The following is a 15,717-nucleotide window of genomic DNA, read 5'->3' as shown; positions in this document are numbered from 1 at the left end:
TCATCGCAGGCAGAGATGGCGCCAAGCTTGCCCTCATTCCACAGCCGTCGCCGCGTATTCCAGCTCCTCTTCCACCACTTCCGGTGGGGTCTCTGCCGCTTGTCCTTGCTTAGCGGCCAGCAGTTGCTCACGGTACTTGGCTGCCATTTCCTCAGCCTTCTCGTAAACCAGCTTGGGATCCCGAATCATGTCGCCGGGATTGGGCTCCAGTTGCTTGGTGGACAGCGAGATCCGCCCCCGCTCCGCATCCAGATCGATGATCATCACCTTCACTTCGTCGTTGACGTTGAAGACGCTGTGGGGCGTATCGACATGATCGTGGGAGATCTCGGAAATGTGCAGCAGGCCGGAGACGCCGCCAATATCGATGAAGGCACCATAGGGCTTGATGCCCCGCACCGTGCCGACCACCACCTCGCCCACTTCCAGCTTGTTCATCTTCCGCTCCACCAAGGCGCGGCGATGGCTCAACACCAAGCGGTTGCGGTCTTCGTCCACCTCCAGAAACTTCAGGGGCAGCTCTTCGCCCACCAGCTCTTCTTTTGGCTTGCGGCTGCTGATGTGGGATCCGGGGATAAAGCCCCGCAGCCCCTCAATCCGCACCAGGGCTCCACCTCGGTTGGTGGCAAAAATGGTTGAGCGAACGGTGGCATCTTCTTTCTGGAGCTGCCGTACCCGTTCCCAGGCCCGCATGTACTCGATGCGACGGATGGAAAGAGTGAGTTGTCCCTCTTCGTTTTCTTCGGTGAGGATAAAAAACTCGCGGGTTTCTCCGGGCTGCAGCATCTCGTGCGGGTCTTCCAGGCGGCTAATCGACATCTCCTGGAGTGGCAGAAAGGCAGCCGTTTTGGCCCCGATATCGATCAAGGCACCGCGTGGCTCCACCGAGAAGACTGTACCCGCCACAATTTCGCCAGGGCTGAAGTGATAGTCGTACTTATCCAGGAGGGCGGCAAAGTCCTCAGTGGTAAAACCTACATCGGCAGCGGTGAATCGACTCATAGGGGTGCAGTAACTGATCAGTTGCGCGGGATAAAGGGTAGAAGGCCAGTTGAGTTTAGCAGAATCCCAGATGAGAGTGCATTCACTCTCCCACTTTCCCACCTGTGGGGGATGTGGCTGGGAAATACCATCGTAGCTTAGAGGAGCGTCTTTTGTGGCAAGTTTTCCGGGGATCTTGCCAAGCTGGAAGATAGAAGATTTGGGAGAAGAACGATTGCACTTTATCGACCAAGCCGAAATTGAAGTGCAAGGGGGGAATGGCGGGGATGGCATCGTTGCCTTCCGCCGTGAGAAGTATGTGCCGGCTGGGGGGCCATCCGGCGGCAATGGCGGGCGGGGCGGCTCGGTGATCTTGGTGGCCGATCCCGGCCTGCAAACTCTGTTGGATTTTCGCTTTCAACCGGTGATCAAAGCGGAACACGGGGCCAAAGGGGGGCCCAACCATCGCAGCGGGGCCAGTGGTGCGGATCGGCTGGTGCGGGTGCCCTGCGGTACTGTGGTGTTCAATGCGGAGACTGGGGAATTGTTGGGCGATCTGGTGGGCAAAGGGGATCAATTGCTGGTAGCCCGTGGGGGCAAAGGCGGCTTGGGCAATGCCCATTTTTTGAGCAACCACAATCGTGCCCCCCGCCAATTCACCAAGGGCGAAGCAGGAGAACGGGTGCGCCTGCGCCTGGAGCTGAAGTTGATTGCCGAGGTGGGCATTGTCGGCCTGCCCAATGCGGGCAAGTCCACTCTGATTTCGGTGGTCTCCTCTGCCCGGCCCAAGATTGCCGACTACCCCTTCACCACGCTGCAGCCCAATTTGGGGGTGGTGCCCCATCCATCGGGAGATGGGGTGGTGTTTGCCGATATTCCGGGGCTGATCGAGGGGGCGCACTTGGGGGTGGGGCTGGGCCACGAGTTTTTGCGCCATGTGGAGCGCACCAGGGTACTGATTCATTTGGTGGATGGCACGGCGGCGGATCCCGTCAAGGATTACCAGGTTATTCAGCAGGAGCTGCGCGCCTACGGCCACGGGTTAATCGATAAGCCACAAATCCTGGTTTTGAACAAGATCGATGTTCTGGATCCCCAGCAGGTTGCCGAGCGCGCCCAGAGGCTGTCTGCTGCTGCCGGCACTTCGGTGGTGACCATTTCTGCGATTGCCAAGCAGGGGCTGGATGCCCTCTTGCAGCGGGTGTGGCAGTGCCTGGGTCGGGGATCCCAACAGCCTGCGGAGTTGGATCTTGTGGGGGCAAAATCCATCCAGTCCTAGGGCAGAAGAATCTTAGAATGGGAAAGCCCCTGCCTTCCCAGAACCCAGAGACGAGTGGCTATGTATATCTCGGCGGAGGATCTGCCACCGGATTTGCGTCAGATCATGTTGGCTGTTGAACAGGCGGCTCAGGCGAGGGCGGGAGCGTGTGTGGAGCTGCTGATGCTCCTGCGGCTGCTGGAGGAGTTGCACCGCGCGATCCTGGAAGGTGCCTTTCGGGAGTCTTTGCCCAATACCCGTCAAGCTCTGTATCGGGTGCTTCAAGATTTGGAAGAAGCGGGCGACTGGCCCTATCTGCCCCGTCTGCACATCCAAGCCCTGATGCAACAACTGAAGGACTGGCCCGAATCTCAGGGATCCCTGCCGGTGTCGGTGCCACCGACCCCCCGCCCTCTTGTGGAAAACCCTTTGGGGGGGAGCTGCTCCGAGTCTTGACCTCTTTCCACCTGCCCGATGGCCGAGTATTTTAAGCTGCATCCTCAACAGCCCCAGACCCGTTCCATCCGGCGGATCGCAGCGGCTTTGCGGGAGGGGGCGGTGATGCTCTACCCCACCGATACGGTTTACGCCATTGGCTGCGACGCGACCCATAAACAAGCAGTGGAGCGGGTACGCCGCATCAAGCACCTCTCCAACGATAAACCCCTCACCTTCTTGTGTCCTTCTCTCTCGCGCATTGCCCAGTATGCCCAGGTCACCGATTCAGCCTATCGACTGATGCGGCGGCTGATCCCCGGCCCGTTTACGTTTCTGTTGCCAGCAAACAAGCTGGTGCCCAAGTTGGTGATGGATCCCAAGCGGAAAACCACCGGCATCCGGGTGCCCAATTCTGCCATTTGTCAGGCTTTGCTGGAAGAGTTGGGCAATCCAATTGTCTCGACCTCTGCCAAGCTGGGGGGGGATCCCGTCGGATCCCTGGGCTTAAGTTTTGGGCAAACCTGGGAATGGGAGAGCGATCCCTGGGATGAGGGTGGGATCTTTGCGGCTGAAGAGATGCGGCAGTTGGAAAAACAGGTGGATCTGGTGCTGGATGACGATGCCCCCCGCCGGGCCAAGGTCTCTACGGTAATCGATTTGACCGGATCCGAGCCGCTGGTGGTGCGGGCCGGGCTAGGGTATGAGCAGGTGGCAGATCTGAACCTGAAACTGGTGGGAGAAGACGGTTAAGGGCAGAGGGATCCCGCGTTCTCTAAAATAGGGTCAGTGCCTTCGGAGTGTGCCCATGTCTGAGGTCCTGGCTCAGCAAAAATCGGCTCTGCTGCACCTACTGGAGGCGACCGACCGGGGCCGGAAAGTTTCCCCTGACCAAAAAGCCCAGATTTTGTCTCAAATTGCCGTCCTAGAAGCGCTCAACCCCACCCCCAAGCCAACATCGGCTCCTGAAGGGTTGGAGGGGAACTGGCTCACCCTATTTACCACGAGCACAGCTCTGCTGCGGCTGGCACAGTTGCCTTTTTTGACCACCGGCGAGATCTACCAGTGTATTCGGGCCAAGGCTGGACGGGTCTTCAACGTGGCGGAGATCCAGGGATCCGGCTGGCTGGGGGCTTGGGTGCCACGGGGAATCTTGGCGGTATCGGCACGCTTTTACCCCGAATCGGAGCGTCGGGTGAGGGTGATTTTCGAGCGATTGGTGTTCGGATCCCAAGCTTTGATGAGCTACGAGATCGAGAGTTTTCTCTATTTGCTCGAGCGGGCTCCGGAGCGGATCCCGGCTATTCAAATCGATATTCGCCGCCGCGAGCCAACGGGCTGGCTGGATATCACCTATTTGGATGAAGACTTGCGGCTGGGCCGGGGCAGCGAGGGGAGTGTATTTGTCCTGAAACGGGTGAGTTGAGACTTCGGCTAGCCGGAGGGCTTAGAGGGTTCCGTTTCGGCTATTTTGTGAGATAGGTTTTGGGTTAGGGTGAAGCCTATTTCCTGGAGAACTTGCAAGGCGCGGTAGGACTCCCGCAAAGCTTGCAGCTCTTGCTGAGTTTGCTCCAGTTGCCGGGCTTTTTGCTCCTGTAAGAAGCGCAGCCTTTGATTTTCGGACGCCGTGCGACGCAGAACGTGCTTGAGTTTCTGCTTCTGCTGCTGAAGCCGAGTCCGCCTCACCTCCAACTGCTGCAGTTGGATTTCTTGGAGTTCCAGTTCTATTTTCAGAGTGGCGACCTGCATCTGGAGTTGGCGAAGTTTTTGGTTGAGCTCTGGCTCTGGTGTGGGTTTTGCCGACTCAGGGCTTGGGGAAGAAGGTGATGACAATTCTTGTAGGGGCTGCAACTGTTGGGCCTTGGCCTGCGAAGCTTGATCCTGGTGCTGCTCGCCCTGCAGTCTTACTTGAGTGTGTTCGCTTACTTCGGTTTCAGTTTCCGTCTGCTGCTCAGCTTGATCAAGAATTTGTCGATCGCGGATCTGGGTTTGAGGATCCTCGTCAACCGACTGCAAAGGGAGAGAATCCTCCTCGGGTTGCCGAGGGTTGCCGCCATAATCGGCGGGATCAAAGGGAGACAGAGCCGCTACCAGCGAGGCCCGAAAATCAGTCCAGGAGCCCGACTGCAGACCCATCTGAACCACCTGCCAAACCCCATAGGCAGACCCAATTCCAGCCAGGATCCCAGGGATCCCGGCCAGGGAGAGGGAAACCTTGGGCAGGGTGGGCAGGATCTGATCCAACAGCCCCACCACCAGAGCGAAAACAAAGATCCCGCTCCCCGCAGCAGCGGCACCTGAAACCCAAGAGGAGCGGGAGAGCATCATCGTTTTTTCGTCATCACAACCGCTAGAGCGGGAAAACCAGGTTCAAAAATGGCCTGTCTGCACTCAGTTTATCCCGCCAGCAGCCTCTGTTTCCCTCTTAGGGCACCTGCCATGCCCGTTGGTGGTAGCCCTCTAATTGGGCCCAGGGATCCCCAGCCGCTGCGTGGGTATGGCCGTGGTCGTGGTGAGGGTGGGAATGAGGATGGTGATGGGATCCGTGCCCGTGATGGTGGTCATGATGCTCGTGAGGGTGGTGATGGCTGGATCCAGCTCCAACCTCTGCGCTCACGGCCAGGCGAAACTTGCACAGGTGGCAGTTCATTTGGGTTTGGCCCTGTAGGGCTTCCTGCTCCAGTTGCTGCAGGCTGTGCAGCACCGTATCCACAAGGCCCAATTCCGGCAGCATCAGCCAGTCGATTTCCGGCTGTCGTTGTCGTTGTTTCTCCACTGCCGCCTCGATTTTTTTCACCAACACCCCCGTAAACAGAAAGTAGGGCAGCACGATCACCCGACGCGGCTGCCAGGACGAGGCCCGCTCCAACCCCACAGGCAGGCGGGGATGGGTAATGCCGATAAAGCAGGTCTCCACAGCGGCAAACCCGGATCCTTCCCAAAGCAGCCGAGCCAGTTTACAGGCTTCGGCATTGGCCTCAGGATCGCTGGAGCCGCGACCCACAAATAGGAGCACGGTTTCTGCCTCTGGGATCCGCTGCGGTTGGGCGGCCATCAAAGCGGCCAATCGGTCTCGCAGCAGTTGCAGGATCTCGATGCGGATCCCCAGCGGCCCACCGTAACGAATGCGCAACTGGGGATAGAGGGCCTGCAGGCGATCCAGTTCCATCGTCACATCGAACTTGTTGTGGCGGGCCCCAAACAGCAACAGCGGCAGGGCCACGATCTCCTGCCACCCTTGGGCCAAGCACTGCTCTACCCCCTGGGCAATGGTTGGCTGGGTCAGCTCCAGAAAGCAAGGGATCACCGGTCGATGGGGAGTGAGGGATTGGTAGACTTGGGCCAACTCCAGAAAGGCTTGCCGCCCTTCAGGGTCGCGGGATCCGTGGCCGATAAGCAATAGGGGCAATGAAGGAGAAGCAAGCTGCCCAACCGAAAGGGGAGGGGAAACACTGAGGGTATTCAACACAAAAAACTCCGTTCCTTGTGAATCGCAAGGGGTACAGGACAACGGCAGGTGGGTGTTCTGGCTGAGGGAGGGATCCCATCACAGTTGCGTCACAGTGGCGGACTTGCACCGCGCTTTCCCCAGTCTGCCTGAGCTTTTTAGGTTAGCTTGCCTCTTGCCATTCACCAAGCTCCCGGGGGGGATGTTCTTGTCTGCCAGAAGATAGCCCTGAGGCATGAGCGGTACGGCAGACTCATGCTCAAAGGGCAGCAAAACTGTTGCCGCGCTAATCCCCCTTGCCCCTGGGAGAGGGCCTAACGCCGGCCCGCTGGTCTGGGGGGCTGAAAGTGTCGCAGGCGCAGGGCATTGGCGACCACCGAAATGGAACTCAGGGCCATGGCTGCCCCCGCCAGCATAGGGTTGAGCAACCAGCCTGTAAAGGGATAGAGCGCCCCAGCGGCAATCGGGATCCCCAGCGTATTGTAGATAAAGGCGAAGAAGAGGTTCTGGCGGATGTTGTTGAGGGTGGCCCGGCTGAGTTGAATGGCTGTGGCGACTCCGCGCAGATCCCCCGACATGAGGGTAATATCGCTGGCGGCCATCGCCACATCCGTACCTGTACCAATGGCGATCCCCACATCGGCTTCTGCCAGAGCCGGAGCATCGTTAATGCCATCTCCCACCATCGCCACCCGGTGTCGAGGTTGTCTTAGGCTGCGTATGTAAGCTGCCTTCTGATCCGGACGGACTTGGGCAATTACCCGCTGAATGCCTGCTTGCCGAGCAACCGCTTGGGCCGTGGTGGGGTTATCCCCGGTCAGCAGGATCACCTCTAGACCCATCTGTTGCAGCTGTTGCACTGCCTCAGGAGAGGTGGGTTTGAGCGGATCGGCAATGGCCAACAGCCCCACCAGACTCTGGGATTGCGCTACGCCGATCACCGTTTTGCCCTGGCTTTCCCAGGTCTGAACCCGCTCTGACCAAGAGGGATCCCAAGGGATCCCCATCTCCTGTAGCCAGCTCAGCCGACCGATGCGAATCCACTGATCTTCCACCCAAGCTTCTGCCCCACTGCCTACCCTTGCCTGAAAGTGCCAGGCAGGAGGGATCACAATTTTTTCGGCTTCGGCTTTCTGCACCACCGCCTGGGCCAAAGGGTGTTCCGAGTGCCGCTCCACTGCCGCTGCCAGGCGCAACACCGTCAGGGGAGAGGAGCCATTAGCCCAAATATCGGTGACGGTAGGGCGACCTTCAGTCAGGGTGCCAGTTTTGTCCAAGACCACCGTGCGCAAGTCATGGGCCAATTCCAGGCTGTCGGCACTTTTCACCAGGATCCCCAATTCTGCCCCTCGTCCCGTGGCCACCAGGATCGAGGTGGGGGTTGCCAACCCCAGCGCGCAAGGGCAAGCGATGATCAGCACCCCAATCGTGTTCACCAAGGCCAGTGTCGGGTTATCGGCCAGCACCCACCAGAGCACAAAAGTTAGAACTGCCACCCCAATCACCGCCGGCACAAACCAGGAGGTGACCCGATCCGCCAACTGTTGAATCGGAGCTTTGGATCCCTGGGCTTCCTGCACCAGGCGCACGATCTGGGCCAGAACCGTGTCTTTGCCCACCCGCCGCGCCTCCATCACAAAGCTGCCCGTCTGATTCAGCGTTGCCCCAATCACCTCATCCCCCGCCGACTTGAGTACAGGCAGGCTCTCGCCGGTCACCATCGACTCGTCGAGGCTGGAGGATCCCTCTAGAATGACCCCATCCACCGGCACCTTCTCTCCGGGGCGCACTCGGATCCGATCCCCCACCTGCACTTCCCGAATCGGAATATCCTGCTCCACCCCATGGCGAATTACCCTTGCCGTTTTCGGTTGCAGCCCGATCAGCTTGCGAATGGCTTCGGAGGTTTGCCCCTTAGCCCGTTGCTCCATCCACTTGCCCACCAGAATCAGGGTGGTGACCACCGCCGACACCTCATAATAGACATCCGGGTGCAGTCCTTGCCGGTGAAAATAGTCGGGGAAAACCGTTGGGAAAACAGAATAGAAAAAAGCCGCGCTCGTCCCCAAGGCCACCAGCGTGTTCATATCCGCTGAACGCCGTTGCCAAGCAGCCCAGGCTCCCCGGTAAAAATGCCTGCCCACCCAAAACTGCACCGGAGCCGTCAGCAGCAACTGCAACCCAGGATTGTGCAGCCACATGGGAAAGCCCGGGATTTCCATTCCCAGCATCATCGGCAGGGATCCGATCACCAGCACCGTGCTGATGCCCACCCCCATCGCCACCTTCAGCTTCAATTCCCGTTCTGCGGCCCGTTGGGCGATCCGCTCTGGGTCTGTCGGATCGTCCAGTTGCCAATCCTCTTGGATGAGGCGCGCCCGATACCCCACCCGCTCCACCGCCCGAATCAACGCCTGCGGATCCACCAGCCGGGGATCCCCTTTGACGGTGGCCTGCTCACTGGCAAAATTCACGGATCCGGAGGATACTCCCTGCACCTGAGTGAGGGCCTGTTCGATGCTGCGGGCGCAGGAGGCACAGCTCATCCCTTGTAAGGCCAACTGCCAGGTGCCCTCAGGAGAAGGCGCAGAGGCCGATAGTGCACCCGATGACCCTTTATGGGCAGACATGGCAACACCTTGTTGATGAAACGACAGCTACTCTCCACCCTGGGCAGGGCGAAGGCAGCCATCTGTACAGAAATTCAAAACAGACGCCCGACCGTTCCCGGCCCAAAATTGACTAGGCCGGGGGATATCCCACCTGGGTGAGGGCCTGCCGCAAATCGCTCACAGACCGCCCAGAAGTAATCCGCACCTGTTTGGTTTTGGGATCCCCTTCCACCTGGGCCTGGGGATCCAGTTGCCGCACCGCTTGCGCAATGGTGTCTATACAGGCCGCACAGGCCAGCTTGGGCACTGTCAAAACAACCTGCATCTTGGGAAACCTCCCCAACCCAATGCCACTGAAAGGATGCTAAACCTTACAGTGGACTGGAAGGTCAAGGGGGAGTCTGAGGCTCGTCCATATTCCAGCGGTAGTCCACCTGATAGCCCCGCTGTCGCCAGTCTTCTTCCAGTTGCACCTGTTGGGTGAGGGCTTTGCGCAGGGAGTTGATCAGCTCTTGCGTGCGGCCTCGGTTGCCAAAATCCTGTTCTTCCACTGCCGGAAAGGTTTGCCGCTCCAACACCCGCAGCAGAAATTCGTAGTGGATGTGAGCCGGCACAGGAATACGTTTCATCGGTCTGAGCAATCCTTAGAGATCCATTGTTCTTAACAGAGATCCATATGATGGAGGGTTCTCATTCACTGAGATGACAACAGGTGGCGCACAGCTTGGCCGGGATCCGGCTGTCTCACCAGAGCTTCCCCCACGAGCACAGAGCGCACCCCCCAGGCCCGCAACTGCTGCAAATCGGCAGGGGTATGGATGCCGGACTCGCTGACAATGGGCAGCTCGCCGAGGAGATCCGAGTGGGCGGCCAACAGGTCGCGCGTTGTGTTCAAGTCCACCGTAAAGGTTCTCAGATCGCGATTGTTGATGCCAATGAGCACCTGCCCTCTGGACTCTTGCAGTTGGGGCAAACGCAGCACCCGCTGCAACTCTTGGGAGGTGTGCACCTCCAGCAGAGCCGCCATGCCCAATTGCCGAATCAGCTTGAGAAAGTAGCCCAAATCCGCATCGGAGAGAATGGCGGCAATCAAGAGCACCGCATCCGCCCCCAAGGCGCGGGCCCAGAGGATTTGGTAGGGGTAGAGAATGAACTCCTTGCACAGGATGGGGATCCCTGCCGCTTGACGGATCTGCCGCAGATACTCGCCACTGCCCTGAAAGAACCGCTCATCCGTCAGCACCGAGAGACAACTGGCCCCACCGGCCTCATAGCTCTGGGCAATGGCCACCGGGTCAAAGGGATCCCGGAGAACGCCGCGGCTGGGGGAGGCTTTTTTGACCTCGGCAATCACAGAGATAGGGTGAGGCGACTGGGTGAGGGCCGCCACAAAATCCCGCACCGGCGGAGCCTGATCCAGTTGCCGTTGCAATTGCTTCAGGGGAAGCTGCTCCCGTTGCCGCTCCACCTCCTGTTCTTTGTGCCAGACGATCTCTTCCAAAATGTGGCGCGGTTTGGCTTCCGGCGCTGTTGTCTGGTACACCTGAGAGGCTACGACCACCGGCGGGGCAGGAGAACGCCGACGAACAGAAAGCGGCTCACCTTGCAGCTCCATACAAACCCTGAGCAGAACCCTACACCACACCCTAGACTACCTTAGTGCTCCGCCACCGGTTTGAATAGCTACCCCGGACATCCCCAAAACTCATCTGGCGAAGGTGCTTTTTTTAGCCTATGGTTGAGTCTAGAGCGGTAAGGTATAGAGTCTGATGCCATCTTTTGCGCCTTGGGGAGCCCTACTCCGGCAGCCGTTCATTGTTCCCCAGCCAGGGGCGAGGGCTCGGTGGGGTTAGGGTTTGGGATTGGCGTTGTCCATGCTGTTTTGAAGGAGTTCAGGCGTGCTGTACCTAGCAGAGCTATCCAAGCCGATTGGATTTGCCAAGTCGTCTCTGCAATTGCTGGCCAAGCAGCAGCAGGACAATACCTGGGTGGCCGTGAACGAAGAATCCATTACTTTGGAAGGCCGCATCGCCCAGGAGGCTGGGCGCTTCAAGGATGGGTCATTGGTGCTGGCGGAAATCTCCGGCAGCCGTCAGGTCGCCCGCATCAGCGAAGCTGCTCGCCAACTGGTGACTTACCTGCAAAACTTCAGCCAACTTCAGCTCAAAGCCCGCAGCCAGGAAGAGGAGATCGAGGTTTGGAAACAGTCCCTCACCTTTCAGGCCCATGAGCTTAAACGCCGCGAGATGGATCTGGCAGCCCAAGAAGAAGAGGTGCAGCGGCTGTACGAGCAATACAAAGCCGTAGAGGAAGATCGCAAACTCCTGGACAGCCTCAAAGAGGAGCTGGCAGCCCAGCAAGCTTACTTGGCCGAACAACAGCGGCTGATCGGAGAACAGCGGGAAGCTCTGAATCGACAGCGGCAAGAGTTGGAAGCTCAATTGCAAGAAGCTCGCTCCAGCCGATTGGGGGAAGCAGAAGCAGCGCAGCTACAGGCTTTGGTGCAGCAGCTCCAGGAGACTCTACATCCGGCTGGGGATCCCTTGGCGCTTCTGCAGAGCTTGAAAAGCCACATTCAGCAGCAGCAGGAGCACTTGAATCAACAGATTGCCCAACTGGAAGCAGAACGTCAGCAGGCCCAGATCCGGCAAGACGAGCTGGATCGGGACTACCGCGCTTGGCAAGAACGCCGCGCCGCTTGGTGGGGATCCCGACAATCCCTGGAGCACAGCCAAGCAGAATGGCAAACTCGGCAGGGATCCCTGCGAGCCTATCAAGAACAACTGCAACAGATCACCCGCCACCTGCATTTGCAGGAAACTCTCCAGCAACAGACGTATCGCCTGGTTCAAGAGTACGACTTCATCATCGCCCATCACGACGGCAGGGCAGGATCCGCGGATCCTCCCATCTCGGTCGAGGAGCTGGCGGCTTTGGTCAGCCAACTGCGCCGGGATTACGAGCAGCGGGCGGCCCAAGTTAGCCAGCAGCGGGCCGAGCTGGAGCAAAATCGCCAAGCCCTACGGGAGCTGCAAGAGCGTTTGGCCACTGCCTCTCCCGAAGAGCGGTTCGATATCGAAATGGATATTGACTACGCTCAGTCTGCTTGCAGCGCCCTCGAAGAAGCTCTGCTGCCTCAGGAGAAAAACCTACAGCGGGAATACGAAGAGTTGACCCGCCAAGAGGCCCGCCTCAGCCAGCTTCAAGGGCAGGCCGCTGCCGCCCCTACCTTGGTCGATATTGGCCCGATTCTGGATCAGATCGGCAGCCAGAAGCAGGATCTTCTCCAAGAAAAAGGTCGTCTGCAAACCCTCATTCAACAACTGGAATCGTCCTTGCCTTCTCAGCAGGAGCAGCTTGCCCGCCAACGGCAAGAGTTGGAGCAGCAGTGGCAACAACTGGAGCAAGAGGAGGGATCCCTGCGGGCGCGCGCCCAGGCCATGGCAGAAACCTGGGGTCGCCTGAATCACCTGCAGGCCACCCTCTACCCAGAGCGGGATCGGTGGGCAGCGTTGGCAGGAGAATTGGCGCAGTTGGAGACGGAGCTGGGCCAACACCAGGCCAGAAACTCCACTGCACACGCCCACGTCCAACAGGTACGCTCTCTCTTGGCTGCCCTCACGCAGGCGTGAGGAAGTCCACGTTTCCTATGCAGGGTGGGGAAGAAGCAGCGCAAACGGATCCCTTCGGGCTCGGTGCGGAACCTACGGCCTTGATTGAGGAAAACAAATCTGTTGACATACCCCCCGCTCTAGAGGGCAAGGATTCTGGTTTCTGGTTCTACGACAGCACTTACGAGGAACTGCGTAGCGGTAGGGCGGGGCTTTAGATCCAGTTTTTTGGTACAATTCGGTAGCATCCTGCAGCCATTAAGGCTCCCAATTTTCCGGCAGGGGGACTGCAGAGGTCGCTGCACTTTCCCTGACGCTTGACTTGCAGTTGCCGAGGATATTCCAGTGTGAGGTCAGCTTGTGCGAATTGCGGTTGATGCGATGGGGGGCGACTACGCTCCCGAAGAGATCATCAAGGGCGCCTTGCTGGCCCATCGGCATCTGCGGGTCGGGATTGCGCTGGTCGGTCGTCCAGAGTCCCTCAAGCCCTTTTTGCCTCAGCCCTTGCCTGCTGGGATCACCATCGTGCCTGCCGAGGACGATGTGGGCATGGCGGAAGAGCCGTTGATGGTACGCAAAAAGCCCAAAGCCTCCATCAACGTCTCAATGCAACAGGTGCGCTCCAACCAAGCCGATGCTGTGGTGGCCGCCGGGAATACCGGAGCAGCGATGGCTGCGGCCTACCTTCATTTGGGCCGGCTGGCAGGGATCGATCGCCCGGCCATTGGTGCTCTTCTGCCCACTTTAAGAGGCAAGCCGGTGTTGCTTTTGGATGTGGGAGCCAATGTAGATTGCCGGCCCCGCTTTTTGGAGCAGTTTGCCCGTATGGGATCCCTCTACTGCCAGTGTGTACTGGGGGTCGAGCGTCCGCGGGTGGGCCTGCTCAACATCGGCGAGGAGCCCAACAAGGGAAACGATTTGGCTCTGGCCACCCACCAGCGCCTGGCCCAATTGCCAGGGATCCATTTTGCCGGCAATGCCGAGGGGCGGGATGTGCTGACCGGGGAGTTTGATGTGGTGGTGTGCGACGGCTTTGTGGGCAATGCCCTCCTCAAGTTTGCCGAGAGCGTCGGACAGGTGATCACCCAGGTGCTGCGGGAGGAGCTGCCCCGCGGTTGGCGCGGCAAGTTGGGCTGCTGGCTGCTCCGACCCAACCTAAAACAGGTGAAGCGGCGGATGGACTACGTGGAGTATGGCGGCGCTTTGCTGCTCGGAGTCAACGGCATCTGCGTGATTACCCACGGCAGCTCCAAGGCGGCGATGGTTTACCATGCCATTCGTTTGGCCAAAGAAGCGGCGGAGCAAAAAATCCTGCAGCGACTGCAGGCGGAGATGGCCGATCCTCGCGAGTCTAATCCCAGCTCTGAACGGCCTTTAAGGACTCCGTCCCGCTGTCGCGAACAGTCCGCCTCTGACTCCGTCCCGCTGTCGCGATCAGAGGTGCTGCCTCTGCGGCCCTTGGATTGCGTGGAAGGGTAGTGTCCATGCCCAGCAATGGCCTCCCGACCGTGCGGCTGGTGGGGGTGGGGGCTGCCCTGCCGGATCCCTGCCTGAGCAACGACGACCTCAGCCAGATCGTTGCAACTTCTGACGAATGGATTTGGCCCCGCACCGGTATCCGCCAACGACGCATTCTCCCCCCCCATCTGAGTTTGGTGGACTTGGCGGCTCAAGCGGCGAAGGCTGCTCTGGATCGGGCTGGGATCCCGCCACAAGATCTGGATTTGATCCTGCTGGCCACTTCCACCGGCGTCGATCGGTTTGGCTCGGCCCCTCAGGTGCAGGCAGCTCTGGGAGCAACGCGGGCGGTGGCTTTTGATCTGACGGCAGCCTGCACGGGCTTTGTCTTTGCAGTGGCCACGGCAGCGCAGTTTTTGCAAACCGGGCTGTACCGGCGGGCCTTGGTGGTGGCGGCGGATGTGCTCTCCCGTACGGTGGACTGGGCAGATCGCACCACCTGTGTCTTGTTTGGAGATGGGGCCGGGGCGGTGGTTCTGGAGGCGGGGGAAACCGGCGGGATCCTCAGCATTGAGCTGCGCAGCGATGGCAGTGGCAGCCAGCTACTCAGCTTGTCCATGGCTACAGAGGCCAAGCCCCTGGTGGGATCCCTGCAGGTGGGGCAGTATCGCTGCTGTCCCATCACCATGAATGGCCGCGAGGTGTACAAGTTTGCCGTCCAGGCGGTGCCGGAGGTTATCGAGAAGGCTCTCTTCCGGGCCGGGATCCCGGCGGAGGCGGTGCAGGGGTATTTTATTCATCAGGCCAACCAGCGCATTCTCGATGCGGTAGCCAAGCGCCTGCAGCTGGATCCGCAGCGGGTGGCCAGCGTCCTAGAGTATTACGGCAACACCTCGGGCGCTTCGGTGCCAATTGCCTTGGCCACTTGGATCGAGCAGGGACGCTTTGGCGCCGGCGATCTGGGGGTAATGGCAGGCTTTGGTGCCGGCCTCACCTGGGGGGCGATTGTGTTTCGTTGGGGGAAGTGAATTGATGACCGTTGCCTGGATCTATCCCGGCCAGGGATCCCAAGCGGTGGGCATGGGAAGGGACTTGCGGAACTGGCAGGGAGCAGCCCAGAAGTTGGCTTTGGCCCGTGAGATGTTGGGATGGGATCCCCTAGATTTATCGGAAGACCAGATCCACCAGACCGGCTACACGCAACCGGCTTTGTTCACCGTATCGGCCCTGTTGACAGACTATCTCTACGCCCAGGGTCAGGCTCCTGCCTGCACTGCCGGCCACAGCCTGGGAGAATACAGCGCCCTCTATGCTGCCGGCGTGTTTGATTTCGAGACCGGCCTGCGGCTGGTGGCGCTGCGGGGCCAACTGATGGAAGCTGCAGGGGATCCCCCGGGCAGCATGGCGGCAGTGATGGGGTTTGACCGCGACAAGCTGGAGCACCTGTGCCAGATGATCCCCGATGTCACCCTTGCCAACGACAACAGCCCGGATCAGGTGGTGATCAGCGGCTCAGTGGAGGGGGTGCAAGCCGTCTGTGAGCAGTTGCAGGCCAAGCGCACCGTTCCCCTCAAGGTAAGTGGCGCCTTTCACTCGCCCTTTATGCAGGCTGCTGCCGAGGAGTTTGCCCACACCTTGCGCGCTGTTGACTTTCAGCCGCCGCGAGTGCCCGTCTACAGCAACTGCACTGCCACCGCCAGCCGGGATCCGCAAGCCCTTAAGCAGGCGCTGCTGGCCCAGATGACTGCCCCTGTCCGCTGGCGAGAAACCGTGTTGCAGATGGCCGCCGACGGCATCCAAGAGGTGTGGGAAATCGGCCCCGGCAACGTGCTGACGGGCTTGGTGAGGCGAACGGTGCCGACCCTGACGCGGTGCAATTTCAGCAACCTCAGCAGCTAGGGGATCTGCTATGGA

At 59.6% G+C, this 15,717-nt stretch carries 15 protein-coding genes and 1 riboswitch; of the genes, 8 read left to right on the top strand and 7 right to left on the bottom strand.

All coding sequences use genetic code 11. From position 1 onward, the window contains the following. Window positions 1-33: 33 nt before the first annotated feature. On the bottom strand, window positions 34-1,002 hold the full coding sequence (locus tag ACVWYZ_RS01045) for a 30S ribosomal protein S1 (protein ID WP_457465552.1): 969 nt from the start codon (window positions 1,000-1,002) through the stop codon (window positions 34-36). Between the two features lie 214 nt (window positions 1,003-1,216). Here ACVWYZ_RS01045 and obgE point away from each other — a divergent pair, with 214 nt between their 5' ends. From obgE to ACVWYZ_RS01025, 4 genes are read left to right on the top strand one after another with little or no spacing between them, the layout of a single operon-like run. Further along, window positions 1,217-2,260, top strand: coding sequence for a GTPase ObgE (gene obgE / locus ACVWYZ_RS01040; protein WP_457465579.1), 1,044 nt, complete (start codon window positions 1,217-1,219; stop codon window positions 2,258-2,260). 60 nt (window positions 2,261-2,320) lie between these two features. Beyond that, the gene (locus ACVWYZ_RS01035; protein WP_414357583.1) at window positions 2,321-2,695 is read left to right on the top strand and encodes a hypothetical protein; all 375 of its coding nucleotides are present in this window, start codon (window positions 2,321-2,323) and stop codon (window positions 2,693-2,695) included. 18 nt (window positions 2,696-2,713) lie between these two features. Then, on the top strand, window positions 2,714-3,427 hold the full coding sequence (locus ACVWYZ_RS01030) for an L-threonylcarbamoyladenylate synthase (RefSeq protein WP_457465550.1): 714 nt from the start codon (window positions 2,714-2,716) through the stop codon (window positions 3,425-3,427). A gap of 55 nt (window positions 3,428-3,482) precedes the next feature. Continuing rightward, window positions 3,483-4,100 (top strand): PAP/fibrillin family protein, encoded by a 618-nt coding sequence (locus tag ACVWYZ_RS01025; protein ID WP_457465549.1) that lies wholly within the window; start codon window positions 3,483-3,485, stop codon window positions 4,098-4,100. A gap of 8 nt (window positions 4,101-4,108) precedes the next feature. Here the strand turns inward: ACVWYZ_RS01025 and ACVWYZ_RS01020 are convergent, their stop codons facing one another. The 6 genes from ACVWYZ_RS01020 to trpC all read right to left on the bottom strand — a co-directional run bounded on the left by ACVWYZ_RS01020 (window position 4,109) and on the right by trpC (window position 10,349). Further along, window positions 4,109-5,002, bottom strand: a complete 894-nt coding sequence (locus ACVWYZ_RS01020; protein WP_457465547.1) for a hypothetical protein — start codon at window positions 5,000-5,002, stop codon at window positions 4,109-4,111. A 97-nt stretch (window positions 5,003-5,099) separates the two neighbouring features. Continuing rightward, window positions 5,100-6,143 carry a sirohydrochlorin chelatase gene (locus ACVWYZ_RS01015; protein ID WP_457465545.1) on the bottom strand — a complete coding sequence of 348 codons (1,044 nt, stop codon included), beginning with the start codon at window positions 6,141-6,143 and terminating at the stop codon, window positions 5,100-5,102. A 30-nt stretch (window positions 6,144-6,173) separates the two neighbouring features. After that, window positions 6,174-6,309, bottom strand: a riboswitch (cobalamin riboswitch). A 127-nt stretch (window positions 6,310-6,436) separates the two neighbouring features. Continuing rightward, window positions 6,437-8,752 carry a heavy metal translocating P-type ATPase gene (locus tag ACVWYZ_RS01010; protein ID WP_457465543.1) on the bottom strand — a complete coding sequence of 772 codons (2,316 nt, stop codon included), beginning with the start codon at window positions 8,750-8,752 and terminating at the stop codon, window positions 6,437-6,439. Window positions 8,753-8,864: 112 nt separating this feature from the next. After that, window positions 8,865-9,059 carry a cation transporter gene (locus tag ACVWYZ_RS01005; protein WP_457465541.1) on the bottom strand — a complete coding sequence of 65 codons (195 nt, stop codon included), beginning with the start codon at window positions 9,057-9,059 and terminating at the stop codon, window positions 8,865-8,867. Between the two features lie 64 nt (window positions 9,060-9,123). After that, a complete protein-coding gene (locus ACVWYZ_RS01000) occupies window positions 9,124-9,363 on the bottom strand; it encodes a DUF5340 domain-containing protein (RefSeq protein ID WP_414412982.1) in 240 nt (79 codons plus the stop codon). A 65-nt stretch (window positions 9,364-9,428) separates the two neighbouring features. Then, entirely contained in the window at window positions 9,429-10,349 is a 921-nt protein-coding gene (trpC, locus tag ACVWYZ_RS00995; RefSeq protein ID WP_457465539.1) for an indole-3-glycerol phosphate synthase TrpC, read from the bottom strand. A 283-nt stretch (window positions 10,350-10,632) separates the two neighbouring features. On the opposite strand from trpC, the gene hmpF reads away from it, so the two are divergent. From hmpF to fabD, 4 genes are all read left to right on the top strand, one after another. Further along, window positions 10,633-12,366: a pilus motility taxis protein HmpF gene (hmpF, locus tag ACVWYZ_RS00990; protein ID WP_457465537.1), complete on the top strand. Its 1,734-nt coding sequence runs from the start codon at window positions 10,633-10,635 to the stop codon at window positions 12,364-12,366. A gap of 339 nt (window positions 12,367-12,705) precedes the next feature. Then, window positions 12,706-13,824 carry a phosphate acyltransferase PlsX gene (plsX, locus tag ACVWYZ_RS00985; protein ID WP_457465535.1) on the top strand — a complete coding sequence of 373 codons (1,119 nt, stop codon included), beginning with the start codon at window positions 12,706-12,708 and terminating at the stop codon, window positions 13,822-13,824. A gap of 5 nt (window positions 13,825-13,829) precedes the next feature. Further along, window positions 13,830-14,831 carry a beta-ketoacyl-ACP synthase III gene (locus tag ACVWYZ_RS00980; protein WP_457465533.1) on the top strand — a complete coding sequence of 334 codons (1,002 nt, stop codon included), beginning with the start codon at window positions 13,830-13,832 and terminating at the stop codon, window positions 14,829-14,831. A 4-nt stretch (window positions 14,832-14,835) separates the two neighbouring features. Further along, entirely contained in the window at window positions 14,836-15,702 is an 867-nt protein-coding gene (gene fabD / locus ACVWYZ_RS00975; RefSeq protein WP_457406024.1) for an ACP S-malonyltransferase, read from the top strand. The last annotated feature ends 15 nt before the right edge of the window (window positions 15,703-15,717 follow it).

It is taken from the genome of Thermostichus sp. MS-CIW-37, assembly GCF_054060065.1.
This window is presented reverse-complemented; position numbering and strand designations above follow the sequence as displayed.

Excerpts from the sequence above, each read along its gene's own strand:
- ACVWYZ_RS01045 (WP_457465552.1), bottom strand. The coding sequence starts at position 1,002 with ATGAGTCGATTCACCGCTGCCGATGTAGGTTTTACCACTGAGGACTTT.
- ACVWYZ_RS01035 (WP_414357583.1), top strand. The coding sequence starts at position 2,321 with ATGTATATCTCGGCGGAGGATCTGCCACCGGATTTGCGTCAGATCATG.
- ACVWYZ_RS01030 (WP_457465550.1), top strand. The coding sequence starts at position 2,714 with ATGGCCGAGTATTTTAAGCTGCATCCTCAACAGCCCCAGACCCGTTCC.
- ACVWYZ_RS01025 (WP_457465549.1), top strand. The coding sequence starts at position 3,483 with ATGTCTGAGGTCCTGGCTCAGCAAAAATCGGCTCTGCTGCACCTACTG.
- ACVWYZ_RS01020 (WP_457465547.1), bottom strand. The coding sequence starts at position 5,002 with ATGATGCTCTCCCGCTCCTCTTGGGTTTCAGGTGCCGCTGCTGCGGGG.
- ACVWYZ_RS01010 (WP_457465543.1), bottom strand. The coding sequence starts at position 8,752 with ATGTCTGCCCATAAAGGGTCATCGGGTGCACTATCGGCCTCTGCGCCT.
- ACVWYZ_RS01005 (WP_457465541.1), bottom strand. The coding sequence starts at position 9,059 with ATGCAGGTTGTTTTGACAGTGCCCAAGCTGGCCTGTGCGGCCTGTATA.
- ACVWYZ_RS01000 (WP_414412982.1), bottom strand. The coding sequence starts at position 9,363 with ATGAAACGTATTCCTGTGCCGGCTCACATCCACTACGAATTTCTGCTG.
- trpC (WP_457465539.1), bottom strand. The coding sequence starts at position 10,349 with ATGGAGCTGCAAGGTGAGCCGCTTTCTGTTCGTCGGCGTTCTCCTGCC.
- ACVWYZ_RS00980 (WP_457465533.1), top strand. The coding sequence starts at position 13,830 with ATGCCCAGCAATGGCCTCCCGACCGTGCGGCTGGTGGGGGTGGGGGCT.
- fabD (WP_457406024.1), top strand. The coding sequence starts at position 14,836 with ATGACCGTTGCCTGGATCTATCCCGGCCAGGGATCCCAAGCGGTGGGC.